The sequence below is a fragment of the Micromonospora sp. NPDC051227 genome (assembly GCF_044455385.1).
Taxonomy (GTDB): Bacteria; Actinomycetota; Actinomycetes; order Mycobacteriales; family Micromonosporaceae; genus Micromonospora.
On sequence record NZ_JBITET010000002.1, the window covers coordinates 584117 to 606416 of the forward strand.

Consider the following 22300-nt stretch of genomic DNA (forward strand, 5'->3'; position numbering starts at 1 on the left):
CGACACGCGGCTCACCTGCCCGTTTCACCTCCTGGCGCGGTGTGCAATGAACGTCGTGACGGGCAGAGGAGCGGCACGGGACCACGAGGACCGTCCCACCGGGTCGGCGGTCGGCGACGACCCGGGGCCCGAGCCCGCCGTGTCCCGGGTCGCCGGGGTCGCGCCGCAGCCCCGGCTCGTGCCCAGCGCCGACCCGGGTGCGCAGCGGCCCAGCCCGGCGGGGAGATCCGCCCCGGCCCGGCCCACGCCGACGGCGCCGTCACCCACACCGACCCGTCCGACCCCGGGGGCACCCGTACCCAGCCCGGTCCGGCCCGGCTCGTCGGGCCCGCCGGCCGGCTCGGCACCGGCCGGTGCGGAGCCTGTCGAGGTGGAGCCGACCACCGGCGCGCCGGTGGACGCGGTGCCGCGTCGGGTGCCGGTCCGGCAGCAGGGCCGCCGGCAGCGCGACGATGGGCCCGACGGCGACCCGCCGGATGACGACGCCGGCGCTTTCTGGGCGCCGATCGAGCAGGTGCACTGGGACGGCACTCCGGTCCGCAAGGACGCGGCACCGGCGCGGCTTCGCGGCTTCCGGCTGGCGCTGCGCCGGGCACCCAGCCGCACGCCCCCACCGCCGGACCCGCTGCCCGGGCTCGCCGCGCTGGTGGTGCTGAGCCTGGTCGCGGCCTTCTTCGCCTGGGTCAGCGCCGGCCCGTTCTGGCTCGCGGTCGGGCACGCCCGGACGGGCACCGCGGTGATCGACGACTGCTCCGGCGGCGGGCTCACCCTGCGGTGCCGGGGGATCTTCACGGCCGAGGACGGGCGGTTCATCGCCCATGGCGTCCGGGTCAGCGGCGTGCCCGTCGAGGAGAGCACGGCCGGCACCGCGCTGCCGGCGCGGATGACCGGCCCGGACAGCGGTACCGCGTACGCGGACGTCGGCGTGGGCCGGCACCTGCGGTGGCTGCCCGGTCTACTGGTGGTGGTGGCCTGCACCGGCGGCATCGTCCGGTGGACCGGGTCGGCCCGGCTGCCCGGTCGCCGACACCGCCGCTGGGCCGTGGCCGCGGCCATCGCCGGCCCCACGCTGATCACCGTCGGCTTCCTGGCCGCCGCGTGGTGAACCCGCCGGCCGGCGGACCGGACCGCCTCGGTCAGCTGTGCACGATCGTGTAGACGTCCCGGCGGCGCAGCGCGTACTCGGTGGCGACGTCGGTGATGGCGTCCCGGCGGGACCGACCGGCGGCCTCCCGCTCGGCGACGGCGGCGCGCAGGGTGTCGTCGTCGGGGCGTTCGGCCGCGGTCACCGGGGCTCCGGCCACCACCAGGGTGATCTCTCCGCGCGGGTCCCCCTCGGTGGCCCACCGGGCCAGCTCGCCGAGAGGGCGGCGGAGCACCTCCTCGTAGGTCTTCGTGAGTTCGCGGCAGAGCGCGGCAGGCCGGTCCGCCCCGAACGTGTCCGCCAGGTCGGTGAGCGTCGCTCCGATCCGGTGCGGGGCCTCGAAGAAGACCAGGGTGCGCTCCTCGGCGGCGAGGGTGCGCAGCCGGGATCGGCGGCCGCCGGGCGTACGGGGCAGGAAGCCCTCGAAGCAGAACCGGTCGCAGGGCAGCCCGGAGACGGCCAGCGCGGTGGTGACCGCGCTGGGCCCGGGGGCGACGGTGACCGGCGCCCCGACGTCCAACGTGGCGCGGACCAGCCGGTAGCCGGGGTCGGAGACGCTGGGCATCCCGCCGTCGGTGACCAGCGCCACCACGTACCCGGCGAGGATGGCCTCGACCAGCTCGGGGGTGCGCCGCTCCTCGTTGCCCTCGAAGTAGGAGACGATTCGACCACCGACGGTGAGGTCGAGATCGCGGGCCAGCCGGGTGAGCCGCCGGGTGTCCTCGGCGGCGACCACGTCGGCGCTGATCAGCACCTCCCGGAGTCGGGCCGAGGCGTCGGCGGGGTTGCCGAGCGGAGCACCGAGCAGAATCAGGCGCCCAACTTCGGACATTTCACCCACGGATTCGTCTCCTTCATTGCTGGGAATACCGGTATCAGGGACGACGGGCGCCACCGGACACCCTGGCAGCCTACGATCGCCGGGTGACGAGTGCGTCGACAGCGCAGAGCCCGAGCGCCGATCCGGACAAGATGATCCAGATAACGGGCGAGCCCAGTGCCAACCAGGAGCCGACGCCACCGAGCGCCGAGGGCGGCGGGGTGGCCGCTGTGGTCCGGCGACGGTTCGCCACCGTCGACACCCAGGTGGACCGGTTCTCCTGGCTGGCCACGGCAGTGGTGGTGGCCATCGCGGCGATCGTGCGTTTCGTCGGGCTCTCCAGCCCGAAGGGCAAGATCTTCGACGAGACGTACTACGCCAAGGACGCCTACGGGCTGATCTCCCGTGGCGTGGAGTGGAACTACAAGGACAACGTCCCGTCGTACGTGGTGCACCCGCCGCTGGGCAAGTGGTTGATCGGCGTCGGCGAGTGGGCGTTCGGCTATCAGGACGCTGATTCCAAGGTCTCCGTCCCCGGGCACCTGATGACCACCGCGCCGGAGTTCGGCTGGCGATTCTCGGCGGCGGTGATCGGCACGCTGTCGGTGCTGCTGCTGGTCCGCATCGGTCGGCGGATGTTCCGCTCGACGGTGCTCGGCTGCGCGGCCGGCCTGCTGCTCGCCCTGGACGGCTTCCACCTGGTGCTGTCCCGCGCGGCCCTGCTCGACATCTTCCTGCTCTTCTTCGTGCTGGCGGCGTTCGGCGCGCTGGTGCTCGATCGGGACGCCCGCCGTCGGCGCTGGGCTCGGGCCCTGGACGGCGGGCTCGATCCGAGCCAGCCGGGCCGGGCCGGCCGCCCGCCGACCGGATGGCGCACCTGGCCGTGGTGGCGGCTGGCCGCCGGGGTGCTGATTGGCTGCGCCTGTGCGGTGAAGTGGAGCGCCCTGTACTTCGTGCCGGCCTTCGCGCTGCTGGTGCTCTTCTGGGAGGTCGGCGTCCGCCGCTCGGCGGGCGTCCGCCGGCCCTGGCGGGACACGCTCGTCGACGAGTTGCCCTGGCTGGTGCTCGCCGGTGTGCTCATGCTGGGCACCTACCTCGCCACCTGGTCGGGCTGGCTGCTCACCGACGACGGTTACTACCGGCTCGCGTCGTCCTACCCGGGTTCCCGGCTCAGCGACCGGCCGGTGATCGGCCCGCTGATCAATCTCTTCGAATACCACCGCGCGGCGTACGGCTTCCACGCCCAGCTCGATGACGCGCACAAGTACCAGTCGTGGCCGTGGCAGTGGCTGCTGTTGGGTCGGCCGGTGGCGTTCCACTACGCCGGCGACGGCGTCTGCGGCGCGGCGAGCTGCGCCTCGGAGATTCTGCTGCTCGGCACCCCGCTGCTCTGGTGGTCGTTCCTGCCGGCCCTGGTGGCGCTGGCCTGGCTGGGTGTGGCACGTCGGGACTGGCGGGCCGGCGCCATCCTGCTCACCGTGGCCGCCGGGCTGCTGCCGTGGTTCTGGTTCGCCCTCGACGGCCGGACGATGTTCTCGTTCTACGCCGCGCCGGCGGTGCCGTTCCTGGTGCTGGCCGTGGTGTACGTGCTGGGCGCGCTGATCGCGCCCGCCGGGGGCGACGTGGGTGCGGTGACGCGGCTGGTGCCGGGTGACCCGAGTTATGAGCGCCGACTGGTGGGCAGCATCGCGGCGGGGGCGTACGTGCTGCTGGTGGCGCTCTGCTTCGCGTACTTCTATCCGATCTTCGTGGGTCGGGTGATTCCGTACTCGGACTGGCTGTCCCGGATGTGGCTCGACGGTCGGTGGATATAAGCATCGACGGGCGACGCGCCGCACAGCGCGACGGAAGAAGGGCCCGCACGCCGAAGCGTGCGGGCCCTTCTTGACAAAGACGCGCGCCCCGATCGCCTGCCACGGGGGAAGCGGGCGATTGGGGCGCGCATGAAGAGCTTAACCACCGCGCACCACCGGCACAACGGGTCGACTTGGGTCAGATTTCCGACGGATGCTGGCCGAGCCGACACCTTCCCTCGCACAGTTGACCGAGGGTGACCCGGCGTGGACCCTGAGCGTGGGCGCGGCCGGCCAGAGGCGGTCCCTGGCCCATCCGGAGTCGTCGGTTTCGCACGCCTGCACCCAAACGATCATCCAAAGTGGATCTCACTACACTGCGGATCGTGATCAACTTCAGACGATCGACGGCGGTCCTTCTCGGACTGTTGGCGACCACCGCGCTGGCCGGGCCGGCGCAGGCCGACGAGGAGCCGGCGCCCGAGCCGCCCCGGGTCGAGCTGGTGCTCGACGTCAGCGGGTCGATGCGCGCTGCCGACATCGACGGACGCACCCGGATATCGGTCGCCCAGCAGGCCTTCAACGAAGTGGTGGACGCGCTGCCCGAGGAGACACAGCTCGGCATCCGGGTGCTCGGCGCGACCTACCGCGGCAAGGACAAGAAGGTCGGTTGCCAGGACACCCAGCAAATCGTGCCGGTCGGGCCGGTGGACCGGTCCGCTGCCAAGGCGGCGGTGGCGACGCTTCGGCCGACCGGGTTCACTCCGGTCGGGTTGGCGCTGCGCTCCGCCGCGCAGGACCTGGGCACCGGAGCCACCACCCGGCGGATCGTGCTGATCACCGACGGCGAGGACACCTGTGCTCCGCCGGACCCGTGCGAGGTGGCCCGGGAACTGGCCGCCCAGGGCACCAGCCTGGTCGTCGACACCCTCGGTCTGGCCCCCGACGAGAAGGTTCGCCGGCAACTGCTCTGTATCGCGAGCGCGACCGGCGGGACCTACACCGCCGCGCAGAGCGCCGAGGAGCTGACCGACCGGATCAAACAGCTCGTCGAGCGGGCCGCAGACACGCACACCCGGGCCCCGACCGTTGTCGGCGGCACGAGCGCGTGCGACTCGGCGCCACTGCTCGCCCCCGGCGTCTACGCCGACCGGGAGGCGTTCTCCGAGCATCGCTACTACCGGGTGCCGATCCGCCCCGGGCAGGAGCTGCGGGCTTCGGTGAGCATGGCGCTGGACCGGGCCGTCAACCGGGATTACGGGGTGCTGCTGCGGGCCACCGCGGCCGACGGCCGGGAGCTCGTCCGGGGCGCGGACGCCGGCAGCGGGCGGGCCGACGTGCTCTCCGCCGGACTCCGCTGGTCGGCCACCGCCGACGACGAGGATGCCGCCGAGACCGAGCAGAGCTCCGCGCCGGTCATCGAACCCACCACCGTCTGCCTGGTGGTCAGCAACTCGTTCGCCCCGCGTCGCGGCACCGCGGCCACCCCGGGCATGCCGGTGGAGTTGACCATCGACGTGGTCGCCGCCGCACCCGCACCGGACGGACCGGACCTCGGCCGCGGCTGGGCGCTGCTCGCCCTGCTCACCATCGCCGGGCTGATCACCGGTCTGCTCGCCGGTCTGCTCACCCGCTGGTGGGTCGCCACCTGGAGGGAGAACTGATGCGTATTGCACTGTTCCGGTCGATGGCGGCGCTGCTCGCCGCTGGCATGGCCGCTCTGCTCCCCGCTGCGGCCGTCGCCGCACCGACCCCCTCCCCAGGTGCCACGCCGGTGAACCGTGCCGGCACGTCGTTCCTCACCGCCACCCCGATCACCGCCGGACAACCGGTACGGGTGGACGCCTCGATCGGCGACCACCTCTACTGGTCGTTCCCGGCGACGGCCGGCCAGGTGCACGAGATCAACGCCACCGTCACCTTCCCGAAGGGACGCAGCGGCGCCTCCGCCTGGACGGTGGACGTCTTCGACGGGCTGCGCCGACGCCAGGCGTGCACGGCGGGGGCCCAGACCCCGACCGTGGACGCGAAGGCGTCGAACGTGGTGCTGGGCTGCACGCTGCGCGAGGTGCGGTCGTGGGCGGAGCCCTGGTCGGCCGACCCACTGCCCGGCACGTACGTCGTCCGACTCTCCGTGATCGAGCTGCCGGAGCCCGATCTCGGTGCGCCGATCGACGTCGACCTGCTGGTCGGCACCATCGCCGACCGGGGCGCCTCGGCTGACGACGGCGAGTTGGCCGCCCCGCTGGTGCCGAACACCAAGGCCGGCACGGTGCTCAACGCCGTACCCCCGGTGGACGTCGAGGCCGACGACGAGAGCGGCTCGCTGGCGGACTGGTTGCCGGATCTCGGCTCGCGCTGGGTCTGGACCGGCATCGGCGGCGTGCTCGCCGCGGTGGCCGGCGTGCTCGGCTTCGCGGTGACCCGACGCCCTCGACGTCGCTGAACGCCAGTCTCTGGTGGCCCCGCCCAGCGGCGGGGCCACCAGAGACTCAGCTACGCCGGGAGCCGCGCGGCAACCAGCCGATGAACCGGTCCTGGAGCGACATCACCGGGGCCGCGCGCAGATCCTCGGTGGCGGCGGCGAGGCAGGAGCCCAGATAGACGCTGAGCATGGCGCGATCACCCCCGTACTCCGCCAGCAGCCGGGTGCGCTTCGTCGCGCACGGCCACTCGTCACCGCAGGAGCCGCAGCTCCAGCAGGGGGTCTTCGGGGCGTGTTCGTCAGCCCGCACCCCCGGCCGTTCCAGGCCATCGGTCATCGCACGTCCTTCCAGATGTCCACGGGGCTGGCGGCTGCCGTGCCGGCCAGCATTGATGGTGGTCCCCCCGGAGCCATCAGGGAGGGCGCTGCGCGTCCCTCCGGTGTTACATCTTTGCGGTACCTTCGACGGTCGTGGGAGTCGGAAATTTGACGGTTAACTCGATACGTCATTCCTACCGACGAGTAGGTCACCGGAATGCGTGACCTGCTGCCATCGACGGTCGCCGTCGCCGTCGCCGGGCCCGAGGACTGGACGGGCGAATTGCTCCCCGCTGAGCAGGCATGTCTCGGCGAGCGGGCGGTGCAGACCCGTCGGCGGGACTTCGCGGCGGGGAGGATTTGCGCCCGCAGGGCTTTGCGCGACCTCGGCCTGCCGACGACCGCCGTGCCGGCCGCCGCCGACCGCGCGCCGGTCTGGCCGGCCGGGGTGGTCGGCAGCATCACCCACACCGCCGGCTACTGCGCCGCCGCGGCGGCGCACACCACCGACATCCGGTCCGTCGGAATGGACGCCGAGCAGCACCGCGAGGTCAATCCGGGAGTACGCCGACTCGTGCTGCTGCCCGAGGAGGAGGCAACATGCGCCCGGCTACCCAGCGGCACCTACTGGCCGGTCGTGCTGTTCAGTGCGAAGGAGACCGTCTACAAGGTGTGGCATCCAGTCGTCCGCGGCTGGTTGGACTTTCACGACGCCCGACTCGACATTGATCCGGACGCCGGCACGTTCACTGCCCGGATCGCACCGGCACGGGTGGACGCCGCGGGGGTCGACGACCCGCCGGCATCGATCAGTGGCCGGTTCGTGATCGCCGACGGGCTGGTCCGCACCGCCGCCGTGCTGTCGGCACGTTGACCTCGCCCGGTTACTCATAGCGATGAATGGAACACCGATCCACATTGGCGTTCGGTGACCGACTGAACACCGTCCATGCTGGCCAGAGTGGTTTCGCACCCTCACGGTGGGAAGCCTTCCGGCGTGGCCACTGGACGCTCCGCCACCCACGGTAACGTCGAAGAGTTCCCGCACCGCACGTACCGAAGCGTCAAGGAGTACGGTGACCCACCCCCAGCCCCGCGTCAGGCCGCACGACCCCCAACAACCGAACCCGCAGCAGCCGACCCGCTCGTTCGCGGCGACACCGCAGCCGCCGTTCTCGGGGGCTGCGTACCCGGCGGCCGGCGGGTACACGGGCGCTGGCGGCGGATATCGGGCACCAGGTGGCCCCGGCTACCCGATCATCGCACCACCCCTGGCGCAGACGGACCGCGCCAAGAAGTCCGTCGTGCTCGTCGCGGTCACCGCGGCCGTGCTCACCCTGCTCACCTGCGCCGGCGGCATCGTGGCGGTCGTCATCGGCACCAAAGGCACCTCGACCACGGTGAGCGAGGCACAGGCCACCCCGCCGACCCCACCGCCGGCGAACGGCGACACCCGCGACATGTCGCCGGGCGACACCCTGGTCGTCAACAGCTCGGCAGGCACCGTCGAGATCACCGTGACGAAGTTCAGCAGCGCCACCAAACCCTGCAAGTCCCACGGACTGAAGCCCGGCGAGGGCATGTACGTGATCGCCGACGTGACGGTGGCTGTCACCAAGGGCACCGCGTCGACGAACCCGCTCTACTTCCAGTGGGTCGCCGCCGACGGCACCAAGACCACCGCGATCGGTGGAGCCTTCTCCGGCTGCGGCAAACCGATGCCGGCCGTCGACGACCTGACCGCTGGCACCAGACGCACCGGCAGCGTGGTGTTCGACGTGCACGACACCTCGGGCGCGTTGGAGTACCAGGACCAGTTCCAGACCGCCGGTTCCTGGAAGCCGTGACGCGCTGACGCGACGTGGGGCCGGCCCCGTCCGGGCCAGCCCCACGCGGTGGGAGAGTCGGTGGGTCAGCAGCCCGTCCAGCGCACCGGAGTCAACCGGTCGGCGAGGACGTTGCGGAACCCGACGATGGTGCCCGAGTCGGAGATGGACCGCGCACCGACGACCACCCCTTCGCCGCCACCCGGCAGCACCCGGGAGGTGGAGCCCCTGGCAACGCGGTCACCACCCACCACGACGCCCTTGGCGTTGACATCGGTCAGTGCCGGCATTTCCTGGTCGAGCAACGTGTGCGAGCCGTTCCGAAGGTCCCACCGCACCCTGGACGAGCTGGTGCCACCACCCAGCCATACCTGGCCGATCGCCCAGCGGCCCGCCGCCGCGCCGGCCGTGCTCCACTCGGCGCCGAGGAACGTGAGCGCGTCGATGCGGCCGTTCGGCCGGCGGACCCAGCTGTTCCAGTCTCCGAAGGGTCCGGCGCTACCGACGATGGTCCCGTTGTCGGTGATCCCACCCGCCTGAGCGTCGACCGGAGCGTCCAGCACCTCGACAGTGCCCGGACGGGCGGCCGGCCAGCGCAGCGCGACCAGTTCCCCGGGGACGATGTCGGAGCCGTAGCCGACGATGTCGCCGGCATCGTTGATGGCGCTGACGAAGATGCCGGTGGACGGCAGCACCGGCAACTGCTCGAGCTTGCCGTCGCGATACCTCCACGGCTGCCCGTAGCCGGTCTCCGCCCATCCGTTGCCGATCACCACGCCGTCGGCGTTGATGTCGACGGGGGTGGCCATACCCTGCGACTCCAGCTCGGTGACCCGCTGCCCGTCCCAGAACAGCAGCAGGTACTGGTTGTCGGTCTCACCGACCCGCAGCGCGGTGCCCGCGACGTAGCGACCCGTCGGGTCGACCGCGTTCGCGTCGGCGCGATAGGTGTCGGTCGGGTACGGCAGCGTACTGATCTTGCAGGTGCGGAGGGCCGCCCCGCCGGGCGCGGCGGTCGCGGTCGCGGAGACAGCGACGCCAAGAGAGGTGGCCAGCAGACCGGTTGCGGTCGCTGCGAGCATCCGGCGTCGAGTGCTTCGATTCATCCTTGCTCCCCGTGTGCGGCCCGGGTACTCCCGGGCATTCGGTTGATACTCGGCTCCACAGGTGAGCTGACTTCTCGGTTGCGTACTGTCAGCCAAGGGACAGAAGTGGATCCGCCCGACCTACCGCGCCCACGCCTGCTCGCCAGTGACGGCGGGCTGGCCGGTGCGCAGCGATTCTTCGATGGCGAGGCTGATCAGGTGGTCCTGGCAGGCCTCGGCGAGGGGATACGGAGCCGGGCCCTCCTCCCGCGCCCACGCCCCGGCGCGGGCGACGATGTCGGCCACCGCGATGTCGTCGTCGGACATCCCGCTGCCGACGAACGGATTGCGGTAGACAACGTCGCCGTCGAAGCTGATGTGCTTGAGGTCGAGCCCTTCCAGGTTGAGGTCGAGACCGGTCTGCCGCCGGGTCAGGAACGACTCCACAGGCGTGCTCGGGTCGACGAGGCGGACCACCCGGTCGTCCACCAGCTCACCGCGCGAGCCCCGGACCACCAACCGGCGGCTGCGCAGCGGGTTCCACCACTGGTTGTCGGTGAAGTCGTACAACCCCATCCGCCCGCCGAAGTCGATGGTCGCGAGGATGGTGGAGAGCTGCTGCGGGGTGTCGTCGCCGCTCCAGCCGGTCGGCGTAAGCGGGTTGGCCAGCGGCGCGACGAAGGCGCGCGCACTCACCTCGGCGCTCTCGTGACCGACGCCGAGCAGACCCCGGATCAGGGAGACCGCGTGGTACAGGTGGGTCGAGGAGATCTGGACCGAGGTCGGCTCACCGAGCACCCCGGCGCGGACCAACGCCAGCCGCGCCGCGTGCCCGGGCATCAGCAGGTACTGCTCGGCGACCTGCACCAGGCCGCTGCCTCCGACATCGGCCCAGAGCGAGCGCAGACCCGCCAGGTCGGGAGCGGGCGGCGTCTCGGCGAGCACCGGTACGCCGGCCGCCACCAGTTCCCGGGTCGCCTCGGGCGTCACCGGCCAGGGCACCGACACGATGACGAAGTCCGGCCGCTCGTGGGCGAGCATCTCCGCCGTCGTGCGGAAGGTCGGCACTCCCCAGTCGGCCGTCACAGCAGCTCCCCGCGATTCGGTACGCGTCACCACCCCGGTCACCCGGAACCGCTCGGCGAGCAGCCGGGCCAGGCGGAGGAAGAACTCACCCCGCCAGCCACTGCCGATGATGCCGAACCGGGTCTGGGCCACCGAAGTCATCTGAGCTCCTCACGTAGGGGTCCGGATGCTAACCGTTCTTCTTCGCTACGGTTGTGCTGATGACCACCGAGCCGTTGCGCGCCGTACCCGTGCTGATGCCCGACGCCGGACCACCCCTCGACTACTACCTGGTCCTACCTCGACTCGGCGACCGAGACCCAGCCACCACCACTGTGGAGGGAATCGTCGTCGAGGAGTTCACCCGGCACCACGACTTCACCACGACGGGGTTGGACAGCGCCGGCTGGACGCCGCAGGCCGGCTGGTGGAGTTCCGCCACGCTGAGCCGCGGCATTCGCACCCACCCCGAGGTGCTGGCGCGGGTGGTGCCCACCTCCCGTCGAAAGGCCGAGGAGGTCTACCGCACGCTGGGTGGCGGGCATCTGCCCGAGGAGTCCGTGCTTCGTACGCACTTTCTCGACCGGCAACCGATCGCCACCGCCCCGCCGCTGCGGCTCGGCCCCGCACAGCCGCCGGCCGGCTTCCAGGAGCGGCGGGTGTACCGCGTCCTGTTCGCCAAGGACCTCCGGGACGAGCAGGTGGCGAGCCTGCGGACGGCCTGGCGGACACCGGCGGGCGGCACCGTCGCGTCCGCCGCGAGCGGCCGTCTCGACAAGCACGGCGACCAGTTCACCTGGGATCTGCGCCGCGTTGGCCACTCCCTCGCCTGGTGCCTCGACATGACCGCGCTGCTGAGGACCGATGCCACCGCGACGCTCGGCTCGACCCTGTCCGAGCTGACGAACGTCCTGCGACAGCACGGCTTGATACCGGTGACGACCGAACGCTTCGCCTAGCGCGTAGCACTGATCCGGACTCCCAGACGATCGACGGCAGTGTCGCTGTGGCGATCTTCGGTGCATCGCCCATGAAGCCGTGATTCACTCCGCGGCGGCCTGTTGTAAGCAAGGGATCAGCGGGGTAGCACCGCCTCGGGCCGGATCCAGCTTGGACAAGGTGCGCTTGGGCGTTGAACAGCTTTGCCTTGCTGCACTGGTTTCACTGGTGCAAGACTCGACCGGATGAGAAATCGGGACTTTGTCACGTAGCGCCGGCCTGGCTTAGCGGCGTTGCCGGCAGTCCCGCACGTGTCCGTAAGTTCCGGATGGGCTTTTGACTTCGACGCTTACCTGGCACAGGGATGACGCGTGCCGGTGGTGCTCTTCGGAGCACCACCGGCACGTCGGTACTCAGCGTTCGGTCAGCCGCCTACGTAGCCGTCGCACGGAGATCGACAGGCTAATAACAGCGGTGATTGAACGGATGATGTTGATGATGGTCGGTAGCCACTCCAGGATGTCGTGCCACATGAAGAACCCTCCTTTCAAAGCGTTGACCTCGACGGACTCGACGATCCTCGGGGTCCCCTCCACTGACGGACAGGCTGGAAAGGCTGGAGAGTGGACGAGAGCGGCGTGCACGAGCAGGCTAGTGAGGTCCTGCGCGAACTGCGCGAACTCGTAGGTGGACCGGGTTATGAGACGCTGGCGAAGCGGCATGGGGCGCTGTCGAAGTCGAATGTCGGCAACCTCTTAAAGGGGACGACCTCGCCCAGGGACGCGACGGTGATGGCCTTCATCGAAGCGTGTTTGGGTTATGGCGGGCGCAGGCTGCCTGCGGAGCACCGCGACCGGTCGTTTTGGTGGCAGCGGTACAGGCAGGCGCTCCGGTCGGCGCCGCAGCGGGTAGACATCACGGTCGCCGACTACCTCGACGTGGTGCGGAGGCAATTCGGACCGTTGCAGCTCGACGCGCTGATCCCGCTCAACGACCAGGACGAGCACCCGCCGGTGCGCTTGCGGGAGGTGTTCATAGGGCAGGACGTGCGGGCCAATCCGCCACGAGCCGAGCTGCCTCGAGATGTCTGGCTGCGGCTGATCGACTCCGGGCACGTCAGCTCCGCCGATCTCCCCGCTGGGTTCGACCGCGACCTACTCACCCGGCTGCGCCAGGATTACCAGCAGCGACCCCGGCGGTCGGTACTCGCTGTTCTGGCCCATCCGAGCGCGATGCGGACGGTGCTGCTCGGCGACCCCGGCGCGGGCAAGTCGACCCTCGCTCGCTACCTGGCCCTAGCGCTGGCCGACGCCGTGCCCCCGCCGCCGGAGCTGGAGCCGCTTCGTGGGCTGGTGCCGCTGGTCGTGGAGCTGCGGATCTTCGCTTCGTACGCCTCGGGCGGAGGCGACTTCCTCGACCTGATCGATCACACGCACGCCACGGAGGGCTTCGGCCTTCCCCGAGCGACTACCGAGTCCCTGCTCACCCGGGGACGCACGCTGGTCGTGTTCGACGGCTTGGACGAGGTGTTCGACCCCGGCGAGCGTACGACGATCAGCAAGCGTATCGGGGCGTTCGCGGCGAAGTACCCGCGAGCGAAGGTCGTCGTCACCTCGCGGGTGGTCGGCTACCAGCGGGCTGTATTGGACACTGCCGGGTTCGCCCACCACAAGCTGGAGGACCTCACCACCGAGCAGGTCGGGGCCTTCGTGAGGCGGTGGTTCGACACCGCGCTGCCCGACGATCCCGCAGAGTCCGCCCGGCTGCGGCGCAGGCTGATGGCAGCGATGGCGGAGTCGAAGGCGGTGTCCGAGCTGGCGGGCAACCCATTGCTTCTCACGATCCTGGCAATCATCGGCAGGCGCCGTGAGCTACCCAGGGACCGCCGGGCGGTGCACCAGCACGCGGTGACGGTCTTGGTGCAGCACTGGGACCCGAACAAATACCTGCTTGCAAGCCGCTTTGCCGAGGGCATGCCGACGATCGTGGAGGAGGACAAGCTTGAACTGCTGCGCCGCGTCGCTCGGCGGATGCAGGCCGCGCCCAAAGGATTGGCGGGCAATCACATCCCGGGTGCAGACCTCGTTGAGGAGTTCGAGCAGTATCTGCACGATGACCTGGAACTGCCCATGCACCAGGCTAGGCCGGGCGCCGAGCAGATGCTGGAGCAGTTCCGCCACCGCAACTTCATCTTGTCGCGTTTCGGTGCCGGGGTCTACGGGTTCGTGCACCGGGCGTTCCTGGAGTACCTGGCGGCAGAAGACCTGGTGAGACGGTTTGCCGAGCGCAAGCTCGACGAGTCCGACCTGCTGGAGCTGTTTGCAGCCCGGTGGAGCGACCCTGCCTGGCACGAGGTGCTGCGGCACATCACTGGCATGCTCAGTCAGGACTTCGCGCGGCTGGTGGTCGAGCACCTACTCGAGCTGAACCCGGACTGGCGACGGCAGAAGCACGCCCTCCCGCACCATATCGTGCTGGCCTTGCAGTGCCTCAGTGAAGTCCGCCGCCTGGGACCGCTGGCCGACACCAGCTGCGCAGTGATGCGGGCGCTGACAGAGACCCTGCTGGTGGCGAGCCTGCGGCAGCGCAACTATGACAGCGACCTGACCCTGCTGCTGGAGAACAGCGTGCCGTCGGTGTTGGCAAGCTTCGGGCCTTACTGGGCGGGCCGGGAGGTCTACCGAGCCTGGTTCGCCGAGCATCACCGATCGTTGGCCTTGCAGGCGAACTATTCCAACGCGAGGGCGCTCGTCCTGGCGACACGCATCGCCGTCCTACTCTCCAACGACGATGCTGACCTGTCGGAAGTACTGATGGAGCAGACGAAGTCCAGTTCCATGCCGGCGGTGCGCGTCGCTGCGATCAGCGGTCTCACCAGCGGGGAGGACGAGGTACCGCAGGTCAGCGCCCTGCTGCGGGCGCTGGCGACCGGAGACCAGACAGCCGAGGTGCGGTCGGCGGCACTGGCAGGGCTCAAGCGCTGGCTCGGTCCCGCCGACGCGAACTGGGTGCGGAGCATGGTGTCGGAGGAGGCAGGGGTCGACATCGTCGACACTGCTGTAAGTGTCGTCGCCGAGAAGTGGGCAGACGACGAAAATACCCTGCCCTGGCTACAGGACCTGCTCGAGCGGGGCGTCGCGCAGCGGCCAGTCGCCGAGGTCCTGGCGTCACGGTGGTCCCCTGACAGCGACGTGTTGGCGTGGTTGCAGGCGCTCGTGGAGGGTTCGCCCTCGACGCGGACTGATGCCATCAAGGCCGTCGGCGCAGGATGGGCTCATGTGCCCGGTGTGCGGGAGTGGCTGGTCGGCCTTGCTGAGAAGAGCACGAACGAGGCCCGCGCGGCCGCCATCACTGCTGTCGGATCCGCATGGCGTGGAGATCACGACGTGGTTCGTTGGTTGCGCGGTCGGGTGCCACTGGAGCCGGACCACGACGCCCGCCACGCCGCAGTACATGCGCTCGGCGAGTCGGAGCTGGCCCCGGGCTCCGAGGCCGACCTCCGCCGCTGGGCACGCAGCGATCCGAGTTGGTTGGTGCGCCAAACCGCGACTGAAGCTTTGGCGAAGCACACGATGAGCCCCGAACTGTGCGACTGGCTCCGCACGTCCCTTGCCACCGAACCAGATGGCTCCGTGCGGACGATCCTCGTGCACCTTCTGTCCCAAGCCGATGTCCCGGGCGATTGGGCCAGATCAGTCGCAGCCACCGACCCTGATTCCTCAGTTCGCCGCGAAGCCGTGCAGGCGGTGATAGGACAGTCCACGGAACCCGACCTCCTCGAATGGCTGCTGGCCTTCGTGCGGACGGAGCCGTCGTCCTACGTCCGCACGGCCGTCGTTCAGATGATCGTGGAGGCGTGGCCGGAGCGGCAGGAAACGCTGAACTGGTTGCGTACCGGGAGCGACGGGGGCCTCGATGAAGCGATCGCCATCGACGGGCTAGCGGTTCGGTGGCTCCACGAACCATGGTTCACCGAGCGGCTTCGAGCGATAGTTGCGCCAGGGAACCCATACGCGGCTCGTTCCAACGCAATCAGATATCTGGGCGTCCATTGGGGCGAGGAAGCCAGAGAGCTGCTCCTACGCATGGTCGAGTGGGACATCCACCCGTCCATCCGAAGTGATGCCTTCGACGAGTTGGCCAAGCGCATGGGTGACTCGCCGGAAGAACTGGAGTGGATGCGAACCAGGTTGGTGGAGGACCACTCGGACGCCGTCCGGCTCGCCGCGTTCACCGCGATCGTTGAGCGAGGTCGCAGGTCGCCTGCCGCTCGCGCCTGGGTCGAGGCCACTATCGCGAGCGGCAGCCTCGGCGAGATACACGAGTTGCTGGTTTTTCGTCTCAGCTTCCGGGCGCATGGTCAAGAGTCCTTGCGTGCGGTACTGATGCAAATGGCCGAAGGTGACGCGTCTGACGGAGCGCGTGAAGAGGCGTTGCCCTACGCGATCCGGGACGTGGACCTTGCCACGAGCTCTGCATGGTTGCGGGAGCGCTTCGACCGCGAGACTTCTCCGCGGTTGCGGCAGAGCGTGTTGCGGGCACTCGGCCGCCGAGCCCGTGACGCGGGTCTGGTGGGGTGGCTGCGCAATGTCGCGGTATCCGATGAGCCCGAGACAGTGCGGGTGGAAGCGCTGGTCCACAGCGTCGACGGACCTGCCGACCTTCAGGTTGTCTACCCGACCACGTCCGACAAGGTCGCGCAGCAAGCGCTCCTGAACAAGATCGTCGACCGGTGGTACTTCGACGACGGTATCCAGGAGTGGTTCATCGACATGGCCGAGAGCGCACCGCAGCCCGGAGGGCGCGCCACAGCGCTCGCCGCGCACGCGCGGCACTGGGAGACGCGCCCGGGTCTGCTCGAATGGTTGTGGCAGCGACTCGACGACACCAGTCCCCTGGTCCGCTGTGCGGTGATCGAAGCGATCAGCAGTTCCTGGACGCACCTCCCCGGAGTCACTGCCCGGCTCCGCGCTGTGGACGACCTCGACCTCACCGCACGGCTGGCCCTTCTCGAAAATTGCCGGTATTGGGGACCCGAGAGCGCCACCGTGGAGTGGGCCCGTGACCACGCGCAGGAAGATCCGGACCCCACTGTCCGCGCGGAGGCGCTGCAGACCGTGGCCGGGATGATGCAGGGCGGCCCCGAGATCGTCGAGTGGCTTGTGAAACGGGCGGCTGAAGACGACGACTGGGAGCCCAGAAGCCAAGCGATCTTGCTCGCTACGTACCTGGGCGGTCACCAGTCGCAGGTTCTGACGTCAGTGCGTGACTTCGCGCTGCACGACGATGACCCAATGGTGCGCAGTGCCGCAGTAGAGTCGTGGGCGCTGGGCTGGTCCGTGCACCCCGACGAACGCACGGCCCTGGCCAGAGTCGGAGCTGAGGACGCCAGGTCAGACGTACGGTTGGCCACCGTACGGGCCCTGGGCGCCACGCGGCCGGGAGACCCAGAAATCTCGGCTTGGCTGCAGGAACGATTACAGGACTCGGACGTGAGCGTCGCGCATGCGGCGGCACGGGAGTTGAGCAGACGCCTGCCAGTACCGCGAATTCCTGAGGTCTAGATCCAACGCCGTCCAGTTGGCTGTGGAGTGGCGTGGCAAGGGCCGGTCTGGATGATGTTGATGAATTCCTGACCCCCTCGATGCGAACGAGAGGGCCACTTGTCATCGACGCGAGCAAGATCGTTAGCACGCGTCATTCCGAGGTAAGACGGATTGGGCTGACACCTGCCTCGCCACAACAAATGCCGCGTGCAACGACCTTGATCCGCGCCACAACACCGCACCCGCAACAACTCGATCAATCGACTGTCCACGTTCGGCGATGCTTACACCACACGTCAGCCTGGCTCGATTACGGGTTAGAAGAATTTCGAAAATCACGCGGATCCGGCTTCCGATACCCCTTGGAAGCCTCGCCGACGGTCAAGGGACGGTCAAATGATCTTGGTAGGAGGCACAGCCTGACCATGCCGCCGCGCCCCCCTCGGCGTCATCGCCCTCGCAAGTCAGTTCGCTCGCTGCCGCATGACAACTGGCAGCGGAGCCTCTGGGCTGATAGGCAATGAGTCGCCAAAGGCGGCAGCTGGGAGCCTCGTGATCCGGAGGGCTACCTGGATCGGCTCCGCCGCGAGATCCCGGACCTCGACGACCTCATCGCGATGCACCTCACCGAGGCACTGTAGTCCTATATCGAACGGTGCCACGTTGCCACCCGGGGTCGTCCGGCGGCGGGCGACTTTTCGGGAGTGATGCCCCGCGAGGCGTACTCGACGACGCTCCACACCGAAATGATCACGGCGGCGATTCTTCGTACCGGCGCTGTTCAGGCCGCCTGATCGCATCGCAGGCCCCTGGCTCGCCAAAGGGCGCCGAGGCCAAAACGCCACCCACCGCGCATGCGCGCTACCACCTGGTAGACCCGGACGAGCCCACCCGATACGAAGTGGAGATCCAGCTCGGTCCCACTGACGAGGCGCCGGCGGACCTCGACCCGGGGCGGATGCTCGCACTGGCGCCGTCCCCGCCGGAGGCGAGCGCCCCGGTCAGCCTGTCCGTGGGCCGGCAACCTGCCACAATGCACTGACCGGCAATGCGCGGAGCCTGTCGCCAAACGGCAGTGTCGAGGTCCCGGTGTAGAGGACGATGCCGGCGATGAAGTCGTCGCCGAGGCGGTCGGCGAGTCGGCGTAATCCGCGGAAATCGTCGGATCCGACGGTTGTGGCTGCCTTGACCTCAATCCCGACCACATGCCCGGATCTGTTCTCGAGCACCGCGTCGACCTCGTACCTACTCTGGTCGCGGTAGTGAGAGAGGTCGACAGACTGCTCCGACCAGGTGAGCTGGCGGGACAGCTCGGACAAGACAAATGATTCGAGCAATGCGCCGAACGATGCGCCAGGCCGGAGCAGTGCGCGGACGTCGATCGCGATCTCGTTGGCGGCGATGCCCGAGTCGACAAAGATCAGTTTCGGCGCGGCAGTTGAACGGGTGCCAAGATTTCGGGACCAACCGGGGATCCGCTTGATGAGGAAGATCTCTTCCAGTGCCTGGAAGTATCGTGCGATCGTCGGGCGGCTCAGTCCGAGGGCGGATTCGAGGGCGTTGGCGGCGATGATGGTCGCGGATCTGGCGGCGAGTAGGCGCACCAGCTTGCGCAGCTCGCCCTTGTGCTGGATGTCGGACAGTTGTCGCACATCGCGATCGATGAGCGCTTGGACATACGAGTCAAAGAACCGTTGGCGGCGCCGCGGGTCGACGCGGTTCGTGGCCTCGGGCAGGCCGCCTCGCACGATCCTGGCCGCGTAGTCGGCGCGGGTCACGTCCGACTCGTGTCGCAGTTCGGGGCCGAGCGCGAAGACGGCGTCGACGAATCCGTCCGGCTCGCCGTCGAGTTCACCTTGTGAGAACGGCCAGAGCTCGACGGTTTCCATCCGGCCGGGCAGCGCGTCCGGGGCAGCCACCATGCCGAACAGCCGCGATGAGCCGGTGAGCAGATAGCGGCCGGGACGAACGTCCTCGTCGACGGCCGCCTTGATGGCCAGCAGCAATTCCGGAGCGCGCTGGATCTCGTCGATCACCAGCAGTTCGGCGGAGTCCACGAAACCAACCGGGTCGGCGATCGCCGCGGCCCGGTCCTGCGCCCGGTCGAGATCGCGGCGCTCGGCGAGCCGGTCGCCCGCGACGATGCGAACCAGGGTGCTCTTGCCTGCTTGGCGTGCTCCGCTGATCAGCACGACGCGGGTGTCAGCGAGTGCTGCGTCGACCTGCGCGGCGGCGTGGCGGGGGATCAAGTGCGGTGTGGGCACGAGTCATGATAACCGGCGGGGTTACGATCTGCGGGCGGGTCTGCTTTCGATCTGCGGCTCGGCGATGTTCGGTTCGCGGGCCTGTGGCGTTCGATATGCGGCGGCACACTGATCGGCAAAAAACATCGTCGGACCGCCACAGGGCTCGGCCGCACTGACTTGCCGCAGTCTTGGTCAACTGGCGGTGAGCACTCTGATGTTGCTGAAGGTCACGGACAAGCCGCCGGCGGCTGTCGTCGGACGGGTGGTCTTGCGGACCCGGGTGGCCCGTGCCAGCCAGCAGGAGGTACCGACCGGTTTCGCGGACGTCCAGGTCCGGTTCGATAATCCGCCAGAGGTTCTTTACGTGCCGGTGGATCGATGCGCCGCGGATCGGTGCTGGCGTCAGCGATTCAACGCCAGGAGTGCTAGCGGTCAAGTTCTCTCACACCGGGACGCACCCTGTAGCTAGCAATTACTTCAGCATTCAGCGAACCACGTCTTCATCGACGCACAGCGCCCCGTCAAAGTGACGGGCGGGAGCCATGAGCCGCACGGTGACGCACATCGTGGGGGCACTCGACCGCTGCGCAACCTCACGCTTGGGGCCACCGCCTCCGTCGAACTCAGCCGTTCGGCTCGAGTTCTGCCGCCCTGTGCCGCGGTCTGGGGCTCTGTCCGACGGTCAAACGATCAAGGGCGGGCTCCCCGTCATCCGGAAACCCGCCCTTGATCTGCTGTTTCTTGGTGGAGCTGAGGGGATTTGAACCCCTTACACCTTCGCCCTTGATAGATCATCTCCTATCGGACGGATTGCCGGGCTGGCCTGCGCATCCGTCGCCAACGCCTCTCGACGTTTGACACGGCCTTTCGGTCCCGGTTGTGCCGGATCTGTGCCCGGTGATCTTCAAGCGCACGGTGGCCGCGTCACCCGCCGAAGTCGCCAACGCAGTGTCGTTTGATCGGCTGCTATGGCCGAGAGGGACCCGCTTCCTCGGGTCCCTCTAGCGTCTCGTTGCTGGCCCGTCGAGTCGGTAGCGGGGACGGGCAGTTGATCGGCTCTCCTAGGATGCAGCGCATGTCCATCTCTCCGGCTGAACTCAGAGCGCTCGTCTCCCACGGCGAAGACCAGCACACCGAGTTCAAAGGGGCTGTGCCCCACCCCGGTGTCATCGCCCAGAACATCGGTGCGCTCGCCAACGCCTCGGGGGGTCGCCTGATCCTCGGAGTCACCGAGGCTACCGGGGCAGAGCCGGCCGTCCGCGGAGTGGATGCAGGACGAGCCCAGCGAGCGATCATGCATGCACTCGACATGTTGACGCCGATGCCAAGCGTTGACATCGAGACTGTGGCCATCGACGGCCAGGACGTCGTCGTTGTCGACATCAAGCCGTCCGTGATCAGGCCTGTTCTCGCACGGGGCGTCGCATACGTCCGACAGGGCGAAATTAACGCAGCCGCGACCGCAAAGGATCTCCTATCGCGAATCCGTCCTGGCGAGGGCACCGAAGAGATGCGCCGGATGCTTGAGCAGTTCGGCCAGGCGATCGAGCAACAGGGCAAGCTGATCGAGCAGCTTCTAGCCGACTCGGGGTGGCGGTCCAAGCTGGTCTGGACGCTGGTCGGCGGTGTAGTAGGTGCGCTGCTGGGCCTGATTCCCACGCTGCTCGTGGGTTGACGCATAAACGGCGGCGTCGACCGACTCCCGAAGGGTGGCGAGCATCAGCTTGGGCATCGGGTTGAGCAACCGCCCCGGGCGTGGTGCCTGCTGACCTGGAAAGCGCAGGCCAGCACGCCAGCCTTCCGACGGACCCTTGCTGGCCGATGTTGACCGCTGCGTCTGGCACGGACCGGGCACGGGACCGGGTGTGCTGTCGCTGTTGGCTTGAACTTGCTTCTTACCCTTGCTGCGGGCCCGTTCGTACCAACTCTTGACTTCGGAGGGCGATTTGATGCGGAGGTCAGGTGGAGAAGCGCGTCCACCCTGGGAGGTAATTGGCCTGGCGATAACCCTTGTCCCGATCACCATTGCAGCCTTCAAGCTTACTCGAGTTTCCGAGCTTGATCCGGCGGTCCTTCTTCTTCTCGCGCAGTCGGTCGGCCTGATCCCCCTCGTGCTCGCATCAACACTGGAAGCACTTCCGCTGATAGTGGCTTACCTACTGCTTGCGTTTTTTATTATCAACGACAGTGCCCTTCCTGCCGCAAAATTTCGCCAGCAGCATCTATCCGCTCGGATTCTTGGGCCGCTTGGCATCGTCATACTTTTAATCCAGTCGCCCCTTACCGTCGGCTTTTTTGCGATCATGTGCGCGATACAGGTTTTCTTCATGCGGAGGGTTCGCAAGCGTGCCAAAACCTACCGTGAACTGCGTGCCGAACAGAGGAGCGATACTGAGCACCAACTCCAGATGAATGCATATGCGCTCATTATCCTGGTTTTCTTCTCCAGCGGCATGTGGCTTCCGCAACAAGTCGTGACGCACGGCAATGAAACTACTACCGCTTACATCTTGAAAGAGGATGACCGCTTTACGACCATCATGCGGGAAAATGACCGAACGATCATGGCTCTTAAAACGGACGATATTACCGACCGTCAACCGTGTGGCACGACTCGCTCCTTTTGGGTACGCCCATTCTTTAGCTACTTCAACGGCCCGCATGCACACGTTCCTGAGTGTCCAGAGGATGCAGTCCCAATTCCCAAAACGACCCCTAATCCATCTCCACAGCCATCTGTGGCACCCACAAGTGCCCCTTAGGCCCAAGAAAGACCGCCGCCGCAACATCATCAGCGGCGCACTCCGCGACGCGAGCGCCAAACGAAAACAGGGCCCGAAGGCCCTGGATTCTCGCTGATCTGTGCCGGATCTGTGCCCGCTGATCTTGCTAGCGGGGTTTCCCCAGGTCGTACGTGTTGCTGGTGGAGCTGAGGGGATTTGAACCCCTGACCCCCTCGATGCGAACGAGGTGCGCTACCAGTCTGCGCCACAGCCCCCCGCCGGCGAACCGGCTTCGGTCCCACCCGGCTTACACCGGGCGGGCCGGCAGCAAGGCTAACAGGTCGCCGGCCTCCACCGCGAATCCGCCCCC

At 68.4% G+C, this 22300-nt stretch carries 16 protein-coding genes and 1 tRNA gene; 10 read left to right on the forward strand and 7 right to left on the reverse strand.

All coding sequences use genetic code 11. The features are described from left to right. The first annotated feature begins 46 nt into the window (after positions 1–46). Positions 47–1105, forward strand: a complete 1059-nt coding sequence (locus ACIA47_RS06785) for a hypothetical protein (RefSeq protein WP_396706055.1) — start codon at positions 47–49, stop codon at positions 1103–1105. A 31-nt stretch (positions 1106–1136) separates the two neighbouring features. Here the strand turns inward: ACIA47_RS06785 and rsmI are convergent, their stop codons facing one another. Beyond that, positions 1137–1976 (reverse strand): 16S rRNA (cytidine(1402)-2'-O)-methyltransferase, encoded by an 840-nt coding sequence (gene rsmI / locus ACIA47_RS06790; protein ID WP_396706405.1) that lies wholly within the window; start codon positions 1974–1976, stop codon positions 1137–1139. Positions 1977–2116: 140 nt separating this feature from the next. On the opposite strand from rsmI, the gene ACIA47_RS06795 reads away from it, so the two are divergent. From ACIA47_RS06795 to ACIA47_RS06805, 3 genes are all read left to right on the forward strand, one after another. Beyond that, a complete protein-coding gene (locus ACIA47_RS06795; RefSeq protein ID WP_396706407.1) occupies positions 2117–3778 on the forward strand; it encodes a dolichyl-phosphate-mannose--protein mannosyltransferase in 1662 nt (553 codons plus the stop codon). 365 nt (positions 3779–4143) lie between these two features. Next, a complete protein-coding gene (locus ACIA47_RS06800; RefSeq protein WP_396706057.1) occupies positions 4144–5421 on the forward strand; it encodes a VWA domain-containing protein in 1278 nt (425 codons plus the stop codon). Then, entirely contained in the window at positions 5421–6203 is a 783-nt protein-coding gene (locus ACIA47_RS06805; protein ID WP_396706059.1) for a peptidase, read from the forward strand. Before ACIA47_RS06800 ends, ACIA47_RS06805 begins: the two co-directional genes overlap by 1 nt. Before the next feature lie 46 nt (positions 6204–6249). Here the strand turns inward: ACIA47_RS06805 and ACIA47_RS06810 are convergent, their stop codons facing one another. Beyond that, positions 6250–6519: a hypothetical protein gene (locus ACIA47_RS06810; RefSeq protein ID WP_203122828.1), complete on the reverse strand. Its 270-nt coding sequence runs from the start codon at positions 6517–6519 to the stop codon at positions 6250–6252. 198 nt (positions 6520–6717) lie between these two features. On the opposite strand from ACIA47_RS06810, the gene ACIA47_RS06815 reads away from it, so the two are divergent. Together ACIA47_RS06815 and ACIA47_RS06820 are read left to right on the forward strand one after the other, a co-directional pair. Then, positions 6718–7374 (forward strand): 4'-phosphopantetheinyl transferase, encoded by a 657-nt coding sequence (locus ACIA47_RS06815; protein ID WP_396706061.1) that lies wholly within the window; start codon positions 6718–6720, stop codon positions 7372–7374. 202 nt (positions 7375–7576) lie between these two features. Then, the gene (locus tag ACIA47_RS06820) at positions 7577–8347 is read left to right on the forward strand and encodes a DUF4352 domain-containing protein (protein ID WP_203122826.1); all 771 of its coding nucleotides are present in this window, start codon (positions 7577–7579) and stop codon (positions 8345–8347) included. Positions 8348–8412: 65 nt separating this feature from the next. Here the strand turns inward: ACIA47_RS06820 and ACIA47_RS06825 are convergent, their stop codons facing one another. Further along, on the reverse strand, positions 8413–9432 hold the full coding sequence (locus tag ACIA47_RS06825; RefSeq protein ID WP_396706063.1) for a hypothetical protein: 1020 nt from the start codon (positions 9430–9432) through the stop codon (positions 8413–8415). Between the two features lie 120 nt (positions 9433–9552). Beyond that, positions 9553–10638, reverse strand: a complete 1086-nt coding sequence (locus ACIA47_RS06830) for a Gfo/Idh/MocA family protein (protein WP_396706065.1) — start codon at positions 10636–10638, stop codon at positions 9553–9555. Between the two features lie 59 nt (positions 10639–10697). Here ACIA47_RS06830 and ACIA47_RS06835 point away from each other — a divergent pair, with 59 nt between their 5' ends. Continuing rightward, positions 10698–11435 (forward strand): hypothetical protein, encoded by a 738-nt coding sequence (locus ACIA47_RS06835; RefSeq protein ID WP_396706067.1) that lies wholly within the window; start codon positions 10698–10700, stop codon positions 11433–11435. Between the two features lie 393 nt (positions 11436–11828). On the opposite strand, the gene ACIA47_RS06840 is transcribed toward ACIA47_RS06835, so the two are convergent. After that, positions 11829–12011, reverse strand: coding sequence for a hypothetical protein (locus tag ACIA47_RS06840; RefSeq protein WP_396706069.1), 183 nt, complete (start codon positions 12009–12011; stop codon positions 11829–11831). Positions 12012–12038: 27 nt separating this feature from the next. Here ACIA47_RS06840 and ACIA47_RS06845 point away from each other — a divergent pair, with 27 nt between their 5' ends. Further along, positions 12039–16979 (forward strand): HEAT repeat domain-containing protein, encoded by a 4941-nt coding sequence (locus tag ACIA47_RS06845; protein ID WP_396706071.1) that lies wholly within the window; start codon positions 12039–12041, stop codon positions 16977–16979. 983 nt (positions 16980–17962) lie between these two features. Here ACIA47_RS06845 and ACIA47_RS06850 read toward each other — a convergent pair. After that, the gene (locus ACIA47_RS06850) at positions 17963–19225 is read right to left on the reverse strand and encodes an ATP-binding protein (RefSeq protein ID WP_396706073.1); all 1263 of its coding nucleotides are present in this window, start codon (positions 19223–19225) and stop codon (positions 17963–17965) included. Between the two features lie 1057 nt (positions 19226–20282). Here ACIA47_RS06850 and ACIA47_RS06855 point away from each other — a divergent pair. Together ACIA47_RS06855 and ACIA47_RS06860 are read left to right on the forward strand one after the other, a co-directional pair. Then, the gene (locus tag ACIA47_RS06855) at positions 20283–20882 is read left to right on the forward strand and encodes a helix-turn-helix domain-containing protein (RefSeq protein ID WP_396706075.1); all 600 of its coding nucleotides are present in this window, start codon (positions 20283–20285) and stop codon (positions 20880–20882) included. 274 nt (positions 20883–21156) lie between these two features. Then, positions 21157–21969, forward strand: coding sequence for a hypothetical protein (locus tag ACIA47_RS06860; protein WP_396706077.1), 813 nt, complete (start codon positions 21157–21159; stop codon positions 21967–21969). A gap of 159 nt (positions 21970–22128) precedes the next feature. Here ACIA47_RS06860 and ACIA47_RS06865 read toward each other — a convergent pair. Next, positions 22129–22205: transfer RNA gene (locus ACIA47_RS06865), tRNA-Ala, on the reverse strand. Positions 22206–22300 lie beyond the last annotated feature (95 nt).